The following is a 20,498-nucleotide window of genomic DNA, read 5'->3' as shown; positions in this document are numbered from 1 at the left end:
AACCTTTCGGTCCATCCGAATTATTCCCGCCGGCTCCGGTGGGCCAAGGACCTGCTCGCTCTGCGGACACACCGCGGGGTGAGCACCGCGTGCGGACGCGTCGCCACTCAGCGCCGTCTCGGGGCACGAGGGGCGATGCACGAATAGTCACCGTGCGTCCTCATCTCTCGCCCAGGTGAGGTGTCGACCGAGCTGTGACGGGGACGGCGAAGGACCTTCGGTCACCTTCCCACGCGTCGGCTGGAACGGCCGAGTTCAGCTTCTCCAAGTTCTCCGCTGTGAGCCGGGAGGACATGGCTGAGGCGTTCTCCCTCACCCGGTCCGATCTACGCGTTCCAGGGATGGGGACGACGTCGTCGCCCTGGGACAGTAGCCACGCGAGGGCGACCTGGGCCGTCGTCATGTCCCAGGACCTTGCGAGGTGAGTGAGGGCCTCGACCTGAGTCAGGTTGGCACTGAGATGACCGCCGTTGAACCTGGGGTCGTTCACCCGGAATGGGCTGTCGGCAACGGTGGTGGCATCGATTCGCCCGCTGAGCAGCCCGCGGCCCAGAGGGCTGTACGGCACCAGGCCGACTCCGAGGTTCCGGGCAGCGGGCACGATGCTGAGCTCCGGCTCGCGCCACATGAGCGACCACTCCATCTGCACTGCTGCGATGGGGTGAACGGCGTGAGCGCGCCTGAGCTCCTCGGGCGTCACCTCTGATACCCCGAGATGGCGGACCTTGCCTTGAGCGACCAGGTCAGCCATGGCTGCGATGGACTCCTCGATCGGAACCTGCGGGTCCACGCGGTGCAGGTAGTACAGGTCAATGGTCTCCAGTCCCAGCCGGCGCAACGATGCGTCGCAGTAGGAGGCGATGCGGCTGGGATGAGCATCCAGCTGGACCCCGCCCTCGCGCCGGACGATACCGAGCTTCGTGGCGATCTGAAGACTGTCGCGTGCGATGCCGCTGGTGGAGACGGCTCGGCCGACGATCTCCTCATTGTGGCCCTGCCCGTAGCTCATGGCGGTGTCGAGCATCGTGATGCCGGAATCGAGGGCTGCATGGATGGCGGCCAGGGACTCCCCGTCGTCGGCTGGACCGTACCCCTGGGACAGGCCCATGCAGCCGAGTCCCAGCGCGGAGGTTTCCAGGGCGCCCAGATGGTGGGTTGTGGTGTCTGCGGATTTGATGAATGTCATACCTGAACGGTAGGTATCTGGACTTCTATACGTCCAAGACTGAGTTCACATGCTTACCATATCGATTTAATATGGCGAGGTGGAACTGCGATATCTGCGGTCATTTGAGGCGATCGTGCGGTGCGGTGGGTTCACCAGGGCGGCTACCGACCTCCACCTGGCTCAGCCGGTCGTCTCCGCCCATATCAAGCGGTTGGAGCTGGAGCTGGGAGTGACGCTGCTGCACCGCGCCCGGCCGGTGTCCCTCAGTGCCGCGGGGGAGTCCTTCCTGCCATACGTGCGTCGAGCCCTGGCGAGTCTTGATGAGGGGGAGCGGGCCGTGCGCGCCTTCCGGTCCGTGTCCGTGGGGCACGTCCGAGTGGCTGCGACGTCGCTCCTGGGCGGGTTCGACCTCGTGAGTACGATCGGCCGGTTCCGGCTGAGGTATCCGGGAGTCACGGTGTCGCTGCGTACCGGGCTCATCGCCGACCTGCTCGAAGAGCTCCATCGAGGACGGGTCGATGTCGTTGTCGGCCCTGTGGTGGAGCATTGGGAGCAGGAAGGAACTCGTCGCACCGAGATCGCGGACGAACGGCTGGTCCTCATCAGCCCGTTATCGACTGCTCGACGAGTGAGGTCGTTGGCCGATGTGGCGGACGAACCGTTCGTGTGCCTGTCCTCGGACAGTGGACTGCGGCGTTTGCTGAACACAGCATTCAGCGCGGTCGATGCGGTGCCGCGGGTGGAGTTCGAGACGCACAGTCCGGCCAGTATCCGTGAGATGGTGGCGGCCGGCCTGGGGTGCGCGCTGATCGCGCAGTCGGCTGTGGAGAAGGAGGGGCCGGACGTTCAGGTCTATGACATCCCGGGGCTTCCTCCGCATCCGCCGATCGCCGCGATATCGGCGTCGGACGCGGCCCCGCCCATCGCCCGATTCGTCGATGAGCTGACGGCTGCGCGTTCTGCCTCACGTACGGCAGGTGCGCCAGCGTCGGCTTGAGCTTGACTGCGGCCTGCCCGTTACGCTGTCACTCGTGAATGAGCTCGACAGCGTCAGCAGCAACGGAACCCCGGCCTGGGACAGCGCCCGCTACCTGCGGGAGATCCTCAAGGCCCCCGTCTACGAGGCGGCTGAGCACACGCCCCTGCAGGAGATGCCGACCCTGTCGGCCCGCCTGGGCAACACCGTCGAGGTCAAGCGCGAGGACCTCCAGACCGTCCACTCCTTCAAGATCCGCGGCGCCTACAACGCCATGCGCTCCCTGAGCCCGGCCGAGCGCGAGCGCGGCGTCGTCACCGCCTCGGCCGGCAACCATGCCCAGGGCGTGGCCCGCTCCGCCGCCCTGCTGGGGATGAGCGCCATCATCGTCATGCCCACCGTCACCCCCCAGATCAAGGTCGACGCCGTTCGCGCCCTGGGCGGCGAGGTCCGCCTCCACGGGGACAACTTCGACGCCGCCAAGGCCGAGGCCACCCGTCTGGCCGAGGTCGAGGGCTACTCCTACATCGCCCCCTTCGACGATCCCCGCGTCATTGCCGGCCAGGGCACCATCGGCCTGGAGCTCATCCAGCAGGACGCCCACCTCGACCGCGTCTTCGTACCCGTGGGGGGCGGCGGACTGGCGGCCGGCGTCGCCGTCCTCATCAAGCAGCTCATGCCCGGGATCAAGGTCATCGGCGTCGAGCACGAGGAGTCGGCCTGCCTCAAGGCCGCCCTGCTGGGCGGTGAGCCCATCACCCTGCACCACGTGGGCCTGTTCGCCGAAGGAGTGGCCGTGCGCCGCATCGGCGAGGAGACCTTCCGTATGTGCCGGGCCCTGCTCGACGACGTCGTCACCGTCTCCTCCGACGAGACCTCCGCCGCCGTGCGCGACATCTTCGACGACGTGCGCGCCATCTCCGAGCCCTCCGGCGCCCTGGCCCTGGCGGGCCTCAAGCGCTACGTCGCCGAGCACCACCTGTCCGGCGAGCGCCTCGCCTTCGTTCTGTCCGGCGCCAACCTCAACTTCCACCAGCTGCGCTACATCTCCGAGCGCAGTGAGATCGGTGAGCAGCGCGAGGCCATCCTCGGGGTCACCATCCCCGAGGAGCAGGGCTCCTTCCTGCGCTTCGCCTCGGTCCTAGGGGGCCGCTCGGTCACCGAGTTCAACTACCGTCTCTCCGCGGCCCGCACCGACACCGACCCCGCCCGCATCTTCGTGGGCGTGCGCATTGCCCGCCGCCAGGAGCGCGCCGAGATCGTGGCGGACCTGGAGGAGGCCGGCTACGAGGTCATCGACCTCACCGACGACGAGCTCGCCAAGGTCCACGTGCGCTCCATGATCGGCGGGCGTGCCACCCCGGGCGTGCCCGAGCGCCTCTTCTCCTTCCTCTTCCCCGAGTCTCCCGGGGCGCTGGCCCACTTCCTGGAGGTGCTGGGCACCCGCTGGAACATCACCCTGTTCCACTACCGCACCGACGGCGCCGACTACGGCCGCATCCTGTGCGCCTTCGCGGCCGGGCCTGACGACGTCGAGCTGACCGAGCACATGGACCGGCTCGGCTACTCCTACAACGAGGAGACCACCGACCCCGCCTTCCGCTTCTTCCTGGCTCGATAATCCGTGAAAAACCTATGGCTCCACCCGTCATCACCGGAAAGGTGGGAAAGGGTTGAGATGTGCTGTGGCAGGTATCATGCAATAAGGGCTCGCTGTTTCTGTTGAAACTCCCATAAGGTTATCGGCACACCATTTGTCGCGGCCGGGCATGCCATAGGAGTCTCCGCCTGACGCTGACCCCGACCCGGCTCATCTCGACCAGGAGAAATAAAATGACCCGTCTTGCAGTCGTCGTCGGTTCCGTTCGCCCCAACCGTGTGGGTGGCTCCATTGCCCAGTGGGTGGTTGACCAGGCCAACAAGATCGAGGGCGTCGAGGCCGAGATCGTCGACATCGCCTCCTTCAACCTGCCCCTGTTCGCCGAGGAGCTCCCCCCGCGCATGGCCGTCCCCAGCGACCCGGCCGGCGCCGCCTTCGACGCGGCCCTGAAGTCCTTCGACGGGCTGATCTTCGTCACCCCCGAGTACAACTTCTCCATCCCCGGCGCGCTGAAGAACGCCATCGACTTCCTCCAGCCCGGCGCCGTGGCCAACAAGGGCGTGGGCGTGGTCGGCTACTCCTACAGCGTCGGCATCCGCGCCGTCAGCCACCTTCAGCAGATCCTCCAGGGCATGGGTGCCACCGTCGTGGCCTCCAACGTGTTCCTGTCGCTCAACACCGACTTCGCCGACGGCGCCTTCTCGCCGGCCTCCTTCCACGACGCCGAGGTGCCGGCCATGGTGCGCGACGTCGTCGCCCACTCCGACGCCCTGGCCTCCCTGCGCTGAGGACTCGGAACCCGGCTGTCCGGCTGAGTCGGAGGACGCCAATCCACCACGTCGCCGTCGGCGGTACCTGCGGGTGCCCCGGCGGCGACGTCGTTCGTGCTGCGGCTGCCGGGGCGCGCTTCGGCGGGTGGGTAGGGTTTCCCCATGACTGAGCGCAGCGAGCGAGGCGGTTCCCGCCGGGACGACAGAGGCGGACACGGCGAGCGTGGCTGCCAGGGAGGCTCCGGCGGTGGTGACAGAGGCGACCGCGGCTACCGTGGTGGCTACCGGGGCGGCTCGGGTGGCGGTCGCGGAGGTGACCGCGGCTACCGAGGAGACCGCGGCTACCGGGATCGCGAGCGCGGCCGCTCGCGCCGCGTCTACGACGACGAGCCCCGCGACGGCCTCCTGGCAGACCTCATCGGCCACCTCCACACCCTCGATGGACGCTCCTACGCCGCCTACAAGGCGATCGTCGGACGCTACCGGGCACCCGCCGGCTGGTTCCTGCACATCGACCGCGTCCAGGCCGACCCCTACGCCCCGCCCACGCGCATTCACGTGGACGTGCCCACCGACCTGCACGGACTGGAGCTGCTCGATGAGGCCGACCTGCTGGCCGACGTCGACCGGCGCCTGGCCGTGGGCGATTTCCTCACCCGCGAGCTGCACGCCGGATTCCGCGGCACGGCGCTGTCCATCGCCTCTCCGGGCCAGGAGATCCTGCAGCGCTCCAGCATCGTCGTGCGCCCCGACGAGAAGAAGGAGGGGGCCGGCTGGATCCTGGAGGTCCGTGCCCGTCTGGCCCTGCCCGCCCAGGGCCGCTCCATCCAGGGTCACGAGGCCTCCCGGATCGTGGGGCGCGACCTCGTGCGCGAGCTGGAGGAGGCCATGGACCTCACCGGCGAGCGGGGCGACCGGCTCGTGCGCCACATCGCCACCCTCGAGGACCACCGGGCCCTGAGCGCGACGGTGGCCCGCAACGGCTGGGTGTCCTTCCTCGCCGACGGCTCCGTCCTGCCGCGCCGCTCCGGGGTGAGCGACGAGCCCCTGGACGGCGGCGTCCCCCTCGAGGCCCCCGAGTCCATGGCCGCCACAGTGGAGCTCCCGCACGTCGGGACGGTGCGCGGCACCGTCGTCGAGGCGGGCGTCAACGTCATCGTCGGAGGCGGCTACCACGGCAAGTCCACACTGCTGAGCGCCATCGAGCGCGGCGTCTACCCGCACATGCCCGGGGACGGGCGCGAGCTCGTCGCCACGGTCCCCGACGCCGTCAAGGTGCGGGCCGCCGACGGGCGCGCCGTGACCGGCGTCGACCTGACCCCCTTCATCTCCCACCTGCCGGCCGGGCGCGACACCGCCTCCTTCACCACCCGCAACGCCTCGGGATCCACCTCCCAGGCCGCCTCCATCATCGAGGCCGTCGAGGCCGGCTCCACCGCACTGCTGCTGGACGAGGACACCTCCGCCACGAACCTGCTCATCCGCGACTCGCGCATGCGTGAGCTGGTGGCCGCCGACCGCGAGCCCATCACGCCCCTGGTGGACCGCATCACCGCGCTGTTCCGCCGGCGGGGCGTCTCCACGGTCATGGTCATGGGCGGCTCCGGGGACTACCTGGACGTGGCCGACCGGGTCCTGCTCATGGACGCCTACCACCTGCGTGACGTCACCGAGGAGGCCCGCCGGGTCGTGGCCGACCAGCCCCGGCCCCTGACCGGCCTGGAGGACTTCGCCGCGCCTCGGCAGCGCGTCCCCGAGCCCGCCCCGCCGCGCACCCGCCGTGGACCGGTGCGCACCCGCGCCCAGGGCACCTCCACCCTCGTCCTGGACCGGGAGGAGATCGACATCTCCGACGTCGGCGGCGTCTCCGACCCCGGGCAGGCCGAGGCCATCGCCCACGCCCTGCGCGCCCTGCTGGAGCAGCGCTTCGACGGGGTCTCCCCGTTGCGCGAGTGCCTGGACGACCTCGAGGCCCTGCTCGATGAGGAGGGCCTGGACGCCCTGACCGACGAGCGCGAGCGCCCCGCCTTCCTCGTGCGCCCCCGCATGGTCGACGTCGGGGCGGCCGTCAGCCGCTACCGCAAGCTCGAGCTGGCCGGCCGGCCCGGCGAGGACTGACGGAGCGAGCACTGACCGCTGGCCTCCCACCCGCACTTCAACAAAAACTTCACAAACGACGCGGCTCCGGGTCGTTTCTGAAGATTCGGTCGAAGTGATCCACGAGGCCGGTGTCCACAAGGGCGCCGTTGACCTCCTGTTTCCACAGGAAGGTAAGTGCTCCGGGTGAGCGTCGGAGTGCCGCGGGCAGCATAGGGGGATGACCACCTCGATCTCCTCCCTTCCCATGTCCGACGGCGGCGCCCTGCATCCGCTCCTATGGAACGAGACCGGCCTCGACGGCGCCGCGTGCGCGCGCCCGGATCTCAGTCACGACTGGTTGCGAGTCGCCGCGGGCGTCTACGCGCTCCGCTCGGCCTGGCAGGAGGCTCCGTGGATGGAGCGCTACGAGCTGCTGCTCGAGGCGGCGCACCGGAAGTACGGCGAGGACCTGGTGCTGGCTGGCGCCTCCGCCGTCGCCGCCTATGGGCTGCCGCTGGTGGGGGCGGTCCTGCGCAGGGTGGAGGTCGTGGATGGGCGTCCCGGGCGGGTGCGGACCTCCTTGCTGAGGCGCCACGTCCGGCGCCGCGGCACTGAGGTCGTCAGGGTGGGCGGGCATCTCGCCGTCGCGCTGCCGGACTCGCTTATTGACCTGGCTCGGTGGCGTGGAGTGATGGCGGGGGTTGCCGCCATGGACGCGGCCCTGCACAACGGACTGTGCTCCGCGGACTCCCTGGAGGAGGCGCTGGAGCGTCTGCCTGCGACGGCCCGTGGTGGCCCCCGCGCTCGGCAGGCCGTGCGCCTGGCCGACGGCCGCTCCGAGTCGCCGGGCGAGTCCATGTCCCGTGTCCGCATGTGGGAGCACCGTCTTCCCAAGCCGGAGCTGCAGGTGAGTGTGCGGGTCGGGCAGGAGTTCTACATCCTGGACTACTACTGGCCGGACCTCGAGGTGGCCGGCGAGTTCGATGGTCGGGTCAAGTACCGGTCGGCCTCCTTCGGGCAGGACCCGGAGGATGTTGTGTGGCGTGAGAAGCTCCGGGAGGACGCGCTGCGGGCCGCGGGTCTGACGGTGGCCCGCTGGACGTGGGCGCAGGCCTGGGGCGATACCGGTGCGCAGATGCTGCGGCGACTGGCCGCTGCGGGAGTCAGGCCCACTGGCCGACGCTGGTGAGCCCCTCCCTCACTTCGACCAAAACTTTAAAAAAGACCCGGAGCCGCGTCGATTCTGAAGTTTTTGTTGGTGAGTGAGCTGGTAGTGGCTGCGTGGCTCGCGTTAGGCGGCTGAGCCGGTGCGGTACTCGGTGCGGTACTCGCTGGTGCGGGTGTGGATGAGGCGGGGGATCGAGATGGTCTTGTCGAAGCGGCCGTCGCGGTAGCCGGCCTGGAGGTTGAACAGCACCATGAGTCGCAGCGCCATGGGGTTGCTCGTTCGGGCCACGCGACGCAGTGTCGAGACGGGCATCTGGCGCAGGATGCTCACGATCTTGCCGGCGTCGCGCCAGTTGGCCCGGACTGGCGCGACGTTGAGGCGGTTGAGGGCCTCAACCTCACGCAGGAAGAAGTCGGCGCCCTCCCTCTCGGCCGCGCGCCACCAGCCGGCGCGGTAGGTGGCCTCGAGCTGCTCGACGGCGTCGCACAGGGCGTCGTAGTCGACGCCGACGACCTCAGTGCGCAGCTCCTCGGCCCGGATCCGCTCCAGGGCGGCGTGCGCCAGCGGCAGGATGACCCGGGCGACGTCGTCCACGGCATTGTTGCGGGTGAGGCGGTCGGCCTCCGGCAGGGGCTTGCCGTCGCGGGGCAGGCGCGCGTCGACCTCCTCCAGGTGCGCGATGGAGGTGCGCAGGTCGCCGGTGAGACGGGCGGTGGAGCGCGGAACCCCCATGGCGATGAGCAGCTCGGTCGCGGCGCGCCACTGGAAGTCCCTGTCCTCAGACCAGTGGATCTCCGAGTCCACCTCTGCCGGAGACCGGTCCGACGGGGTGCTCGTCTGCTGGCTGCTCATCGGGGTTGAGCCTCCTGTGGTGCGCAGGGAAAACAGGTCAGGCGGTCGCGGGCGCTCGAGGCTGGGAGTGCTGGCCGGCGGCCGGGGGACAGCGTCTCAAGGCAACGTGTGAGAACGCTGATGATTGACGTTTGAAAGGCTGGGGTGACGCTGTCAGGACGGCGTGTCTTCTGGGGCCAGGACGTCGGTCTGGGCGGGCAGGTCCGTGATGCCGACCGGGCAGGTCACCCCGTTGGGGCCGTGGTTGCAGTAGCCGTTCGGGTTCTTGTGCAGGTAGGCCTGGTGGTAGTCCTCAGCCAGGTAGTAGGGGCCGCCGAACTCGGCCGGAGCATCCGCCGCGTCCTCAATGGTGGTCACGCAGGTGCCCAGGCCCAGCCGGGTCAGCTCGCCCTGGAAGGCCTCGCGAATCCGCACGGCCGCCTCGTGCTGGGCGGGTGTGGTCGTCCACACCGCCGAGCGGTACTGGGTGCCGACGTCGTTGCCGTGACGGTTCAGGTGTGTGGAGTCGTGGTTCTCCCAGAAGGTCCGCAGCAGGGTCTCCCCGCCCTCGCCACAGACGGTGGGGTCGTAGACGACGCGCACCGTCTCGGCGTGACCGGTCGCCCCGGTGCACACCTCCTGGTACGTGGGGTTGGGTGTCTGGCCGCCCATGTAGCCGACCGACGTCGAGACGACGCCGTCCTGGCGCCACAGGATTCGCTCCACGCCCCAGAAGCAGCCGGCCGCCAGGTAGAGGACCCGACTGCCCTCGGGCCACGGTCCGTCCAGGGGCGTTCCCAGTACCGGGTGGTCTCCGGGAACGGGCAGGACCGGTGTCTCACGGCCGGCCGGCGCCGATCCGCTGAGCGAGTGACGAAGGGCGTTGAACATGAGGACACGGTACTGCGCGAGGTCCCTATTCCCGCCCGCGCTTCACTGACCGCGAGGAGCGGTTGGGGTGGAGGTACGGGTGCGGGTGTCAGTCAGGCGCTCGGTGACGACTCCGGCCCGCAGCTGGTCAGCCCCAGCTGGGTGAAGGCCCTCTCGCGCCAGTCGAGGAAGTTCTGGAACCCGCCGACGGTCGTAGCCTGACGTAATAAAATTATCTCCTGAACGGTACGGATTCCAGTGATCCAGGGCTAGCGCGTCTCCATCAATTTGTTTGTCAGCCCCCTGCACTATCTCAACCGCGAAAATGATTGCTTAAACAGGGGGTGGCTATTTCAAGATGATGCTTGGGCGAAAATTAACCCCGATCTCGTGGCGGTTGCGTCATAACCTCTTGCTTCAATGATTGACTTAGCCTCGCCTATGTGGGTGTTTTGTAGGATACTCCAAGCTCTGGTTGTGAGCTTTTCGCGCGCCTTGAGGTGTTCTAACGGGCCGTCGATCGTCTTCAGAAGAGCATTCAGCTCCGCCGGAAGTCCTACGTAGTAGTCTGTCCCAGGGATTATTGATCCGGTGATATAGGGGGTGTTTGACAGTGAGTGCTGTCGTTCGTGCGAGGAATTTGAGATGGTGTGAGAGAATGGAAGTAGTTGTGCAATAAGTAGTAAGCCGCCAAACTCCGGGTCGTCTTGATAGATATTCCTGTCGCTAGTTCTGTCTAGTCTGGAAGATGAGGGTAGGTTTTTGCGGGGGTCGCTGGGGCTGCTGGGGACACCGGGCTTGCCGGGGCCGCTAGAACCTCCAGGACCGCCGGAGTTACGAGGATTGCCGGGGCCGCCGGGGTTGCTGGGACCTCCAGGACCGCCGGGGTTGCTGCGGCTGACGTGGGGTGCTGTTAAGTGGTTCCTCCAAAATAATTTGGTGTATGCAAAGTGTGAAATGGATATCACTTCCTGTGCATTGCCTGCAATCTTGGCGATAGTCTGCGGGATGCTAGAAAACTGTCTGCTTGCCTCTGTGATATCTGTAGAACTGTATCCCCCGCTACGTCCCTTTGCTTCCATGATGAGTTTGCAAGGGTCGTGAGGGCTTCTGGGGGTCGTTGTGTAAGCTAAGAGATCGGGTCGTGCACAACCCCTAGGGATGCCAGTCCCGGTCAGTAAATTGTACACAGCATCTAGATGAACGGTAACCGCAGCATTAAATAGACGCTCTGCCATCATTGAGCATTGTGTCATGCCGAGAGTGTAACTAATCGGTGTTTTTTCACTGCCGTCGAGTGCTGGAAAGTATGAACTCTGTCGAAACCATGAGTTTGAATTCTGATTCCGTAAATCTATTCCGTTGTAGATGTATGCAATGCGCAGCAATATATTTTCAAGTGGACGTGAATAATTGTGAGCTGCGAAAATGCTGGGATTGCCAACTGCTATTGAATGCAGGAGGACGTCGAGAGGTGAGAAGTCTTCAGCTCCATGACTATTGATGTGAGGTAGATTTCTGTCGCTTGTGTATTCTACAATAGGCATTGCGTGACTCTCTTATAGCAAGTTAAGGTGATTATGGGTGTGATCTGCTGAAATCGGCTAAATGTTAGGTGGCTTAGTTTTGTGTCATACCACCCTAAGGGCGCTTGTGTGAGTATGGGGGGTTCTGGCGTTTTGGTTGGCTTTCAGGGGGGTGTGTCGCGCCTTACCTTCGATTCCTGGAAAGAGGCCTCGGTAATTTACCGGATTGGTCTTTCTGGGCGACCTGAGGGGATGAAGTGATGAGCCGGGCATTTCTCTCGGTGCCCAACGGAAATTCGGTGGGGCTGCGCGAGAAATGCCCGGCTCAGTGGAAAAGAGGTTCAGACCCGCTCGACCTTGACGATCTCGGCCTTGATCTCCCGGCCCGTGGGGGCCTCGTAGGAGACGGTGTCGCCCGCGCGGTGCCCCATGAGGGCCTGGCCCAGCGGGGCGTCGGGGGAGAAGACCTTGACGCCGTCGGGCACGTCCTCGGTGATCTCCTGGCCGCCGAGGGCGAAGACCTGCTCCTTGCCGGCCACCTTCGCGGTGACGATGGTGCCTGCCGAGACCGAGCCGTCGTCGGCCGCATCGCCGATCTGGGCGTTCTCCAGGGTCTCCTCGAGCTGGATGATGCGTGCTTCGTTGAGCCCCGCCTCCTCGCGGGCGGCGTGGTAGCCGGCGTTCTCCCGCAGGTCACCCTCCTGGCGGGCCGCCTCCACGCGCTGGGCGATCTCCTTGCGCTCGGTCGTCTTGCGGTGCTCGAGCTCGGCGGACAGCCGGTCGTAGGCCTCCTGGGTGAGCCAGGTGCCCTGTGACTGCTCGGACATGGGTCCTCCTTGGATGACTGGTGCTGGTCGCTCGGCAGCCGTTCGGGTCACCTTGCGACGACGACACCCGGCGGCTCCTCGTAGGGCCGACCGGGTTTGAAGCGCGAGTCTACGCCGCAGCCTGAGGGGATGCTGTGTAGTTGGCGAAAGGTGCTGGAATATTCCGGGGCTGCGGTCGGGCGGCGAGGCGGGTGAATCCGTGCCGGCCCGCCTGATTGACGTCGTCGCGGGGGGCCGGGAGACTCAGCGGGCAAAGTGGGAGGCTCGACGGCGTGGCGGCCCGTGCGCTGGACCTGGTGGACTCGGTGGCCGCCTCCCGACCGGCCTGTCCCCTCTAGCGCAGAACCGCCAGGAAGCAGGCCACGCACTGGCAGGCCCATGCGGCCACGGTGCACACGTGGAAGATCTCGTGGAAGCCGAACCAGTGCGGCAAGGGATCGGGCGTCTTACGGGCGTAGACGACGGCGCCCAGCGTGTAGGTCACGCCGCCGGCCACCAGCAGCCACACGATCGCGGGGCCGCCCGCCCGCCAGAACTGCGGCAGGAACCAGACCGCCACCCAGCCCAGGATGACGTAGAGGGCGGTGGTGAACCAGCGCGGAGCGTGCATCCACAGCAGGTTCGTGGCCGTGCCGATCGCTGCCCCCGCCCACACGATCCCCAGGACCAGGGTGGCCGTGCGCGTCGGCAGCAGCGCCGCCGACAGGGGCGTGTAGGTGCCGGCGATGAGCAGGTAGATGTTCGCGTGGTCGATCCGCCGCAGCGTGGCCGCCACCTTCGCGGGCCAGTGCCCGGTGCCGATGTGGTAGACGCCGGAGTTGGCGAACAGCAGCAGCGAGCACGTCAGGTAGATGGCGCAGGCCCACTTCAGGTCCGCTCCCGGCGCCAGCACCGTCAGCACGATGCAGGCCGCCAGGGCCAGTGGCGCTGTGCCGGCGTGGATCCATCCGCGCAGCCTGGGCTTGACGGCGGCCATGACGCCCTTGGCGCTCGTGGACGCGGAGCGACGCGAGGCCGGTGGCGTCGATGGCGATGTCGGTGACATGGGCGTGAGCGTCCTTCTGGGTGGTGTGGGCTGAGCTCGGGGTCGATCCTGAACCTTACGACTCCGTAGGTTACGTGAGCGTAGGTTTCGGTGGTAGCGGTCCGGGCGACGATGTGACGGGGGCGCCACGGTCGCGTGTGTCAGCAGGTCCCTCGGACGTCGTCGTCCGAGCCGGTGCGGTCGCGTGTCCTCGCATGCCTCTGTTGTGCCCCGGCAACCCTGGGCGAACCTGATGGCCGGATTTGACTCGGCTGTTAGCAGGCTCGTCCAGCGCAGGAGGGGTATCGCGCGATAGCGTTGGAGGTGGCCCCGAGCCGTCGGGCCCCGCCCCCCCATCAACCCCACCGAGGAGCCCTGAGGAATACGGCATGGCAGGCGACAACCTCCTCTACGACATCTACGAGCGCCGGCTGGCTGCGCGCATCGACCCGGCCACGGTGCCCCACCACGTGGGTGTCATCCTCGACGGCAACCGGCGCTGGGCCAAGTCCATGGGGTTCGGGGCCGCGCAGGGCCACAAGCGCGGTGCGGACAAGATCGAGGAGTTCCTCGGGTGGGCCGAGCAGATGGGGGTCCAGGTCGTCACCCTGTGGCTGCTGAGCACCGACAACCTCTCCCGTGACCCGGCCGAGCTCTCACCCCTGCTGGACATCATCGCCCACGCCGTCGACGAGCTCGCCGAGACCGGTCGCTGGAGCCTGCGGCTCGTGGGCGCCGTCGACCTCCTGCCCGAGCCGCTGGCCGAGCGCCTGCGCGCCGCCGTCGTCCGCTCCCGGCCCGCGAGCGCTGAGGCATCTGAGCCAGGTGGGCCGGCGGGCGATGCCGCCAAGGCCACCGAGGTCGAGGACCGGCGCATGCAGGTCAACATCGCCGTCGGCTACGGGGGCCGTCAGGAGATCGCCGACGCCGTGCGCGAGCTGCTGCGCGAGCGGGCCGCCGCCGGGGCGAGCCTGGAGGAGGTGGCCGCCTCACTCAGTGAGGAGGACATCACCGAGCATCTCTACACCAAGGGCCAGCCCGACCCCGACCTGGTCATCCGCACCTCGGGCGAGCAGCGGCTCTCCGGGTTCCTGCTGTGGCAGTCGGTGCACTCCGAGTACTACTTCTGCGAGGTCAACTGGCCGGCCTTCCGGCGCGTGGACTTCCTACGGGCGCTACGCGACTTCGCCAGCCGGGAGCGCCGCCTGGGCAGGTAGTCGGGCCGGACGACCCCCGTGCCGGGTGCGCCGCGCTGAAACCGTGGAGGGGGGGGCGTGTGAAGGAGCTGCAGCGCAGGTGACAATACGGGCGTGACGAGCGGTGAATCCCACCCGCCCCGCGGCCTGGGCAGCAGCGCAGGCGCACGTGCTGTGGGCAGAGCGGTGGCGGGAAGGGTCCCGGCGCCGCTGGTCTTCGTCGCCTCCGCCTTCTCCCAGTACCTCGGAGCGGGCCTGGCCGTCTCACTGTTCTCGCTCATGCCCTCGACGGCAGTGGCCTGGTGGCGCCTGGTGGTGGGCGCCGTCGTGCTCCTGGCGCTCCGACGACCGTGGCGCCGGAGCTGGACGCGTCAGGCTCTGGTGCTGGCGGCCGCCTTCGGGGCGGCCACAGCCACCATGAACGTCATCTTCTATGCGGCGATCTCACTGCTCCCGCTGGGGACGGTCGTCTCCCTGGAGTTCCTCGGGCCGGTCGCCGTCGCTGCCCTCACGGGGCGCGGGTGGCGACCGCGCTTGGCCGCGTTGCTGGCGCTCCTGGGAGTCGTGTGCATCTCCGGGCTCGGCGTCGACCTGAGTGAGCCGGGTCAGAGGGCGGGGGTCGTGCTCGCGCTGGCGGCCGGTGCGGCCTGGGCGGGATACATCCTTCTGGGGCGGCGGGTGGCCTCGTCCGGGGCCGGAGTCGACTCGCTCGCTGTGGGCATGGTGTTTGGCGCGCTGGTCTACGCTCCCTTCGCCGTCGGCACGGCGGCGGCTGCCCTGACATCGGTGAGGGCGGCAGCGATGGCACTGGGGGTTGGGCTGCTGTCGACCGCGGTGCCCTACGGGCTCGATCAAGTGGTGCTCAAACGCCTTGGGGCGGATACCTTCGCGCTCCTGTCCTCGCTCATGCCGGCGACGTCGATGCTGGTGGGAGTGGCGGTGCTGGGCCAGCTGCCCAGCGGCTGGGAGGTCGCCGGCCTCGGGCTGGTGTCGGTGGCCGTTGCCCTGGCCAGCGCGGACGGCCGCGCGCCGCGCCCCACGCGCGTGTGAGAGGGGTCCTTGGGGCGTGGTGGGATCTCGGGCAGGATGGCTCCCTGGTCCGGGCACCGCCCGGCCTGGCTGGTGCCCCGGTCCCGGCGCGCGTCGACTCACCTGACGCCCTGCGCCGTCGAACCGCATACGCCGGCACCTCACGCACCGACGCGCACGCTGCCAGCGACACGCGCCGGCGTGCTCGCGGTCCCAACCGACAGGATCCTCGTGGCCGCACACCGCACCTCCGCCTCACACCGCTTCGCCTCTGGAAAGACTCCGGCCGCGGGTGAGACCACCTTCGCCGACCTCGGCGTGGACTCCGACCTCGCCGCCGACCTCGACGCCCGCGGTTTCGCCGCGCCCTTCCCCATCCAGGCCGCCACCCTGCCCGACACCCTCGCCGGACGCGACGTGCTCGGCCGTGGCCGCACCGGCTCGGGCAAGACCCTGGCCTTCAGCCTGCCGCTGGTCCAGCGCCTGGCGCAGCAGGACAAGGCCCGCCCCGGCCACCCCATCGGCCTGGTCCTGGCGCCCACCCGCGAGCTCGCCCTCCAGATCGCCGAGGTCATCGAGCCACTGGCCCGCGTCGTCGACATGGATGTGACCACCATCTTCGGCGGGGTCTCCGCCAAGCCCCAGGAGAAGGCCCTCAAGGCGGGCGTTGACGTCGTCGTCGCCTGCCCCGGCCGGCTCCTGGACCTCATGGGACAGGGACTCGTCAGCCTCGACGAGGTCGAGATCACCGTCCTGGACGAGGCCGACCACATGGCCGATCTCGGCTTCCTGCCCAATGTCCGCCGCATCCTGCGCGCCACCCCGCAGCGCGGCCAGCGCCTGCTGTTCTCCGCCACCCTGGACAACGGCGTGGACACCCTGGTCAAGGAGTTCCTCCACAACCCGCTGCAGCACTCCGTGGACCCCTCGACCTCGTCCGTGGACGCCATGACCCACCGCGTGTGGATGGTCGCGGACAAGACCGCCAAGGACGGCATCGTGCGGCGCCTGGCCTCCGGGGAGGGGCAGCGCATCCTGTTCACCCGCACCAAGCACCTCGCCCGGCGCCTGGCCCGCAAGCTCGTCCAGGCCGGGATCCCCGCCGTCGAGCTGCAGGGCAACATGAGCCAGAAGGCGCGCGAGCGCGCCATGCGGGCCTTCTCCGCGGGGCAGGTCCACGTCATGGTCGCCACCGACATCGCCGCCCGGGGGATCGACGTCTCCGGCGTCGAGCTCGTGGTCCACGTCGACCCGCCCGCCGAGCACAAGGCCTACCTGCACCGCTCGGGCCGCACCGCCCGCGCCGGGGCCGCCGGCAGCGTCATCACCCTCGTCCTGCCCGAGCAGAAGCACGATGTTCAGGTCCTGCTCAAGAAGGCGCGGATTCGTGCGGACATCGAGCGCATCCGGCCCGACGACGACGCCGTGGACGCCCTTGTGGGGCAGGTCGCCGAGGCCGTCGCGCTGGAGGACATGCCCGAGGGCGTGGCCATCAAGGGCGGTAGCCCCAGTGGCCGGGCCTCCACCGGGCGGCCGGGACACGGTCACGGAGAAGCGGGGCGCGGTCGGTCCGGTCGCGCCGGCCGTGGAGGTCGCGGCGGGGGAGCGCACGGTGGGCGCGGCGGGAACGCTGGGAACAGTGGGCGCGGTGCGAAGCGGCGCGGCGGAAGCGGCGAGCGGGTTTCCGGGCAGTCCTCCGGTCGGGGCGGCCGCAGCGGCGGTGGTCGTGGTCGCGGCTCCCGTGGTCGCGGGGTCACGGGCGGTCAGGGCAGTCCCGCCTGACGGCTTGCGACGCACCAAGTTCAAGTGAAACAATTTTGGTGTAAGCAAAGTATTTGGGGGGACTGTGGACTACAACGCCACGCTCACGATTCACGCGAACCGTCCTGTCGAGGGCGACGACGCTATCGACGACCTCATGGAGGCCCTGGCCGACTATCACCCCGCCGTTGGGGACGCACCCGCATGCCCCGGGGCCCTCAATGCCGTCATCACCCTGCCGGCCCACACGCTGGCCCAGGCCGTGTCCACGGCCAGTGCTCTGGCGGCGCAGATCGGGGACCTGGTGGGGATCGAGGTCATCCCTACCCGGATGTGGGACCGCCGCGAGGGCCTGAAGATCGATGATGTCGAGTTCGTAGGCGTGTCCGAGGCCGCCATCCGGCTCGGGATCACTCCGCAGGCGGTGCGCGACCGTATTACCTCCGGCCGCCTGCCCGGCAGAAAGGTCGGGCGCAACTGGGTCGTGTCCGACGCCGCGCTCCCGCGCTGAACCCCTATCCACCTCGGTGCGCCTCGTCGTTGGTGGAGTGATCCTGCCTTCGCGGCCGAGCGGAACCGGGGCGCTGGTGCTACCGTCAAGTGGCTGACGACGATCGGGAAGGTGGGTGGAGAGCGTGGCGGCGCACCTTTCGCGGCGAGCCCTGACCGGAGTGGTGACGAGCCTCATCCTGGCAGGATGCGCTCCTCGGGGGGTGCAGCGAGCGGCAGCGCACTCGACTCCGCCTTCGTACCTGCGCTCGCGCGGGGGTGACGTTGCGCCGAGCCTGCGCCCGACGTCGGGAGACCTGTCGGTTCCTGCCGCGTTCTCCTACACCGACGACGAGGACGAAACCTCGGACTGCATCTTCTACGCGGCCGTGGACGTGCCGGTCGGACTGGTCGTCTACCTCGATGGCGACGGGCAGTCCTTCCACAGGCAGGGGAACCAGAGCCGGGACGAGAGGGCCCGCGGTGGCCTGGCCGGCGCCGGGGGAGTCGTCGAGGCGGCGATCACTCGCGGGTACGACGTGGTCTCGGTGCGCTCTCCCGGAGACGACGGAATCTGGTGGCTGGAGGATCAGGAGGGCAAGGTCCACTACCTGGAGCAGACGCTCGACTACGTGGTCGCCGAGTGCGGTGCCACCACGGATCGGGTCTGGCTCGTGGGCTACTCCGGAGGCTCGGAGTTCATCAGCCAGTGGTTCTTCCCGGTCTACGCCGAGCGCATGGCGGGCGGGGGCTTCCTGCTCTTCGGGGGTGGTGATGCGCCTGAGGAGCAGGCGATGTTCTCCGACGACGCCAAGAGTCGGCTCCGGCTGAACTGGGTGACCGGGACGCGCGACGTGCCCGCCAACAGCTTTGAAGGATTCGACGGCATCGGGCACGCCAGGAGCAGCCTGGGCTACTACCGCTCGGCGGGCTTCCGTCACACCTGGAACGAGTGGCCGGACGACGACCACAGCAGCGTCACTGAGAAGTTCGGCCGCTACGTCGGGTCCGTGCTCGACGATGCTGCAAGCGGAAAATAACGACGCTGCCTCGGAGGATGGATGATGAGTCCTTGGAGCGGTCTGCGATCCGTAAGGTGTGGCCCTCAGACACGGGTATGTCGCTGTGGCTGCGTGATCTGTGCTCACGTTCGGCTACCTGGGCTGGGGGCCGAGGCCGGCGCGGTACCCCCTGTGGGGCTCGAACCCACGACCTTCGGATTAAAAGTCCGCAGCATCATTGTCTGGCTCGAGTACGTCGACGTGCTCGCCCGCAGATGGATGTACCGCTGCGATTCTATTGCCAGCAATAGCGCTATTGCTGGCAATGCCGGCAATAGCGGCGGCAAGGGGATGTTGCGATGAAGCAGGCGCTCCACACCAGCAAGAACCCTGTAATTACGCGGAACCAACCTCCCCCGAGAGGCCAGTCTCCTCCCAATTGCTGGCAATGATGCAATTGCCAGCAATGACAGCAACCACAACAGGAGACAAGCGCATGACCACCTACAAGCCATTACCCAGCCTCGCCTTCGCCGGCGACACCACCGAGACACTTCAAGCCATCACCCTCGCCTGCGATGCCGTGTGCACGGCCATCGCAGCCAAGCGGGGCCTCTGGCAGGCCGAGTCATGACGACGACGCTGACTGACCTGTTCTGCGGTGCTGGCGGCTCCAGCACCGGCGCGGAGATGGTGCCCGGCATCGAGGTGGTCATGGCCGCCAACCACTGGGCCCTGGCCATCGAGACTCACCAGGCCAACCACCCCAACACCGCGCACGACTGCGCCGACATCAGCCAGGTGGACCCACGCCGGTACCCCACCACCGACATCCTGTGGGCCTCCCCGAGCTGCACCAACCACAGCATCGCCAAGGGCGTCGCCCGCCAGCGGCAGGATGAGGCCCGGCGCCGGGACCTGCTCGGCCTGCTGGAGGCCGGCAAGCCCCTGTCTGATGACGCGGCCATGAGGTCACGGGCCACCATGTGGGACGTCGTCCGATTCGCCGAGCACCACCTCTACCGGGCGATCATCGTCGAGAACGTCATCGACGCCGCCGACTGGGTCCTCTTCCCCGCCTGGAGGGCCGCCCTCGTAGCCCTGGGCTACCAGATGCGCCTGCTCTCCCTGAACTCCATGCACGCCGCATTAAGTGGCCTGCCGGCCCCGCAGTCACGGGACCGCCTCTACGTCATCCTGTGGCGCAAAGGCGACAAAGCCCCCGACGTAGAGCACGTCATCCGCCCCCAGGCATGGTGCCCCAAGCACGGCTGGATCCAGGCCATGCAGGCCTTCAAGAACCCCACCCGCAAGGTCGGACGCTACCGCTCCCAGTACACCTACCGGTGCCCGCAGGTCTCCTGCCGCAACCACGTCGTCGAACCACCCACGATCCCCGCCGCGTCCATCATCGACTGGACCGACCTGGGCGAGCGCATCGGAGACCGCTCCAGACCCCTGGCAGCCAAGACCCTCGCCCGAATCCAGACCGGCATCAACCGCTACTGGACCGGCAGCTGGCAACCGCCAACCACCCCAACGCCCGAGGCATGGAACACCAAGACCAGCAGCAGCTCGACGGAACCCCGAGCACCCTTCATCGCCGAGCTCCGCGGCGGAGGATCCACCGCCCGCCCCGTCACCGCCCCACTAGCCACCGTCACCACCTCCGGCAACCACCACGCCCTCATCACCCCTTACTACGGAACCCAGAAAGGCGCCGTGCCCACACAGCGCCCACTACCGACCGTCACCACACGCGACCGTCACGGCATCGCCGTCGCACCCAAAGGCCTCCTGATGCGCAACAACGGCGGCACCCACGGATCCGCACACCTAACCACCCCCACCGAGGAACCGGCCAGAACCATCACCACCGCCGGCCACCAGTCACTACTAACCGGCGGCACCGTCAACATCGACGACGTCCACTTCCGGATGCTCAACCCCCACGAGATCACCAGGGCCATGGCCTTCCCCACCAACTACATCATCCGAGGAAACAGAGGAGAGAAAGTCAAACAAGCCGGCAACGCCGTCACCCCACCCACCGCCCGCGACATCATCACAACCATAAAAGAGGCGATGAGCGCATCATGAGTAATACCGACATCCCCGTTGAAAACATTGGTGACCAGCAGATCCTGCCTGGCCAGACAAGCATCTACGACTTCCTCGACACC

18 protein-coding genes are annotated in these 20,498 nt (G+C 67.9%); 12 read left to right on the top strand and 6 right to left on the bottom strand.

Going from position 1 to position 20,498, the window contains the following annotated elements; genetic code table 11:
• Positions 1 to 160: 160 nt before the first annotated feature.
• Entirely contained in the window at positions 161 to 1,186 is a 1,026-nt protein-coding gene (locus BKH28_RS10890) for an aldo/keto reductase (RefSeq protein ID WP_075418820.1), read from the bottom strand.
• A gap of 79 nt (positions 1,187 to 1,265) precedes the next feature.
• On the opposite strand from BKH28_RS10890, the gene BKH28_RS10885 reads away from it, so the two are divergent.
• The 5 genes from BKH28_RS10885 to BKH28_RS10865 all read left to right on the top strand — a co-directional run bounded on the left by BKH28_RS10885 (position 1,266) and on the right by BKH28_RS10865 (position 7,782).
• The gene (locus BKH28_RS10885; protein WP_075418819.1) at positions 1,266 to 2,165 is read left to right on the top strand and encodes a LysR family transcriptional regulator; all 900 of its coding nucleotides are present in this window, start codon (positions 1,266 to 1,268) and stop codon (positions 2,163 to 2,165) included.
• 34 nt (positions 2,166 to 2,199) lie between these two features.
• Positions 2,200 to 3,765 carry a threonine ammonia-lyase, biosynthetic gene (ilvA, locus tag BKH28_RS10880; RefSeq protein ID WP_178388873.1) on the top strand — a complete coding sequence of 522 codons (1,566 nt, stop codon included), beginning with the start codon at positions 2,200 to 2,202 and terminating at the stop codon, positions 3,763 to 3,765.
• A gap of 212 nt (positions 3,766 to 3,977) precedes the next feature.
• Positions 3,978 to 4,532 (top strand): NADPH-dependent FMN reductase, encoded by a 555-nt coding sequence (locus tag BKH28_RS10875; protein ID WP_075418817.1) that lies wholly within the window; start codon positions 3,978 to 3,980, stop codon positions 4,530 to 4,532.
• A gap of 144 nt (positions 4,533 to 4,676) precedes the next feature.
• Positions 4,677 to 6,632, top strand: coding sequence for an ABC-ATPase domain-containing protein (locus tag BKH28_RS10870; RefSeq protein ID WP_075418816.1), 1,956 nt, complete (start codon positions 4,677 to 4,679; stop codon positions 6,630 to 6,632).
• A gap of 199 nt (positions 6,633 to 6,831) precedes the next feature.
• Entirely contained in the window at positions 6,832 to 7,782 is a 951-nt protein-coding gene (locus BKH28_RS10865) for a hypothetical protein (RefSeq protein WP_075418815.1), read from the top strand.
• A 102-nt stretch (positions 7,783 to 7,884) separates the two neighbouring features.
• On the opposite strand, the gene BKH28_RS10860 is transcribed toward BKH28_RS10865, so the two are convergent.
• The 5 genes from BKH28_RS10860 to trhA all read right to left on the bottom strand — a co-directional run bounded on the left by BKH28_RS10860 (position 7,885) and on the right by trhA (position 12,860).
• A complete protein-coding gene (locus BKH28_RS10860; protein ID WP_075418814.1) occupies positions 7,885 to 8,613 on the bottom strand; it encodes a hypothetical protein in 729 nt (242 codons plus the stop codon).
• A gap of 153 nt (positions 8,614 to 8,766) precedes the next feature.
• Positions 8,767 to 9,483 (bottom strand): peptide-methionine (S)-S-oxide reductase MsrA, encoded by a 717-nt coding sequence (gene msrA / locus BKH28_RS10855; protein WP_075418813.1) that lies wholly within the window; start codon positions 9,481 to 9,483, stop codon positions 8,767 to 8,769.
• Between the two features lie 332 nt (positions 9,484 to 9,815).
• Positions 9,816 to 11,009 (bottom strand): hypothetical protein, encoded by a 1,194-nt coding sequence (locus BKH28_RS13585; RefSeq protein ID WP_178388872.1) that lies wholly within the window; start codon positions 11,007 to 11,009, stop codon positions 9,816 to 9,818.
• 320 nt (positions 11,010 to 11,329) lie between these two features.
• Positions 11,330 to 11,815 (bottom strand): GreA/GreB family elongation factor, encoded by a 486-nt coding sequence (locus BKH28_RS10850; protein ID WP_075418812.1) that lies wholly within the window; start codon positions 11,813 to 11,815, stop codon positions 11,330 to 11,332.
• Between the two features lie 334 nt (positions 11,816 to 12,149).
• The gene (trhA, locus tag BKH28_RS10845; RefSeq protein ID WP_075418811.1) at positions 12,150 to 12,860 is read right to left on the bottom strand and encodes a PAQR family membrane homeostasis protein TrhA; all 711 of its coding nucleotides are present in this window, start codon (positions 12,858 to 12,860) and stop codon (positions 12,150 to 12,152) included.
• A 368-nt stretch (positions 12,861 to 13,228) separates the two neighbouring features.
• Here trhA and uppS point away from each other — a divergent pair, with 368 nt between their 5' ends.
• The 7 genes from uppS (at position 13,229) to BKH28_RS10815 (ending at position 20,415) form a co-directional block, all read left to right on the top strand.
• The gene (uppS, locus tag BKH28_RS10840; RefSeq protein WP_075418810.1) at positions 13,229 to 14,056 is read left to right on the top strand and encodes a polyprenyl diphosphate synthase; all 828 of its coding nucleotides are present in this window, start codon (positions 13,229 to 13,231) and stop codon (positions 14,054 to 14,056) included.
• A gap of 93 nt (positions 14,057 to 14,149) precedes the next feature.
• Positions 14,150 to 15,085: an EamA family transporter gene (locus BKH28_RS10835; protein ID WP_081380125.1), complete on the top strand. Its 936-nt coding sequence runs from the start codon at positions 14,150 to 14,152 to the stop codon at positions 15,083 to 15,085.
• A 180-nt stretch (positions 15,086 to 15,265) separates the two neighbouring features.
• Positions 15,266 to 16,846 carry a DEAD/DEAH box helicase gene (locus BKH28_RS10830; protein WP_178388871.1) on the top strand — a complete coding sequence of 527 codons (1,581 nt, stop codon included), beginning with the start codon at positions 15,266 to 15,268 and terminating at the stop codon, positions 16,844 to 16,846.
• 64 nt (positions 16,847 to 16,910) lie between these two features.
• A complete protein-coding gene (locus BKH28_RS10825) occupies positions 16,911 to 17,336 on the top strand; it encodes a helix-turn-helix domain-containing protein (protein ID WP_075418808.1) in 426 nt (141 codons plus the stop codon).
• Between the two features lie 115 nt (positions 17,337 to 17,451).
• On the top strand, positions 17,452 to 18,354 hold the full coding sequence (locus BKH28_RS10820) for a hypothetical protein (protein WP_075418807.1): 903 nt from the start codon (positions 17,452 to 17,454) through the stop codon (positions 18,352 to 18,354).
• 457 nt (positions 18,355 to 18,811) lie between these two features.
• The gene (locus tag BKH28_RS13580; protein WP_178388870.1) at positions 18,812 to 18,949 is read left to right on the top strand and encodes a hypothetical protein; all 138 of its coding nucleotides are present in this window, start codon (positions 18,812 to 18,814) and stop codon (positions 18,947 to 18,949) included.
• Entirely contained in the window at positions 18,946 to 20,415 is a 1,470-nt protein-coding gene (locus BKH28_RS10815) for a DNA cytosine methyltransferase (protein ID WP_075418806.1), read from the top strand. Before BKH28_RS13580 ends, BKH28_RS10815 begins: the two co-directional genes overlap by 4 nt.
• Positions 20,416 to 20,498: the final 83 nt, after the last annotated feature.

Origin of the sequence: Actinomyces oris (assembly GCF_001937665.1) — a bacterium.
In the GTDB taxonomy this organism is placed as follows: domain Bacteria; phylum Actinomycetota; class Actinomycetes; order Actinomycetales; family Actinomycetaceae; genus Actinomyces; species Actinomyces stomatis.
The sequence above is the reverse complement of the archived record's forward strand: the minus strand, read 5'-3'. Positions and strand labels throughout refer to the sequence as shown.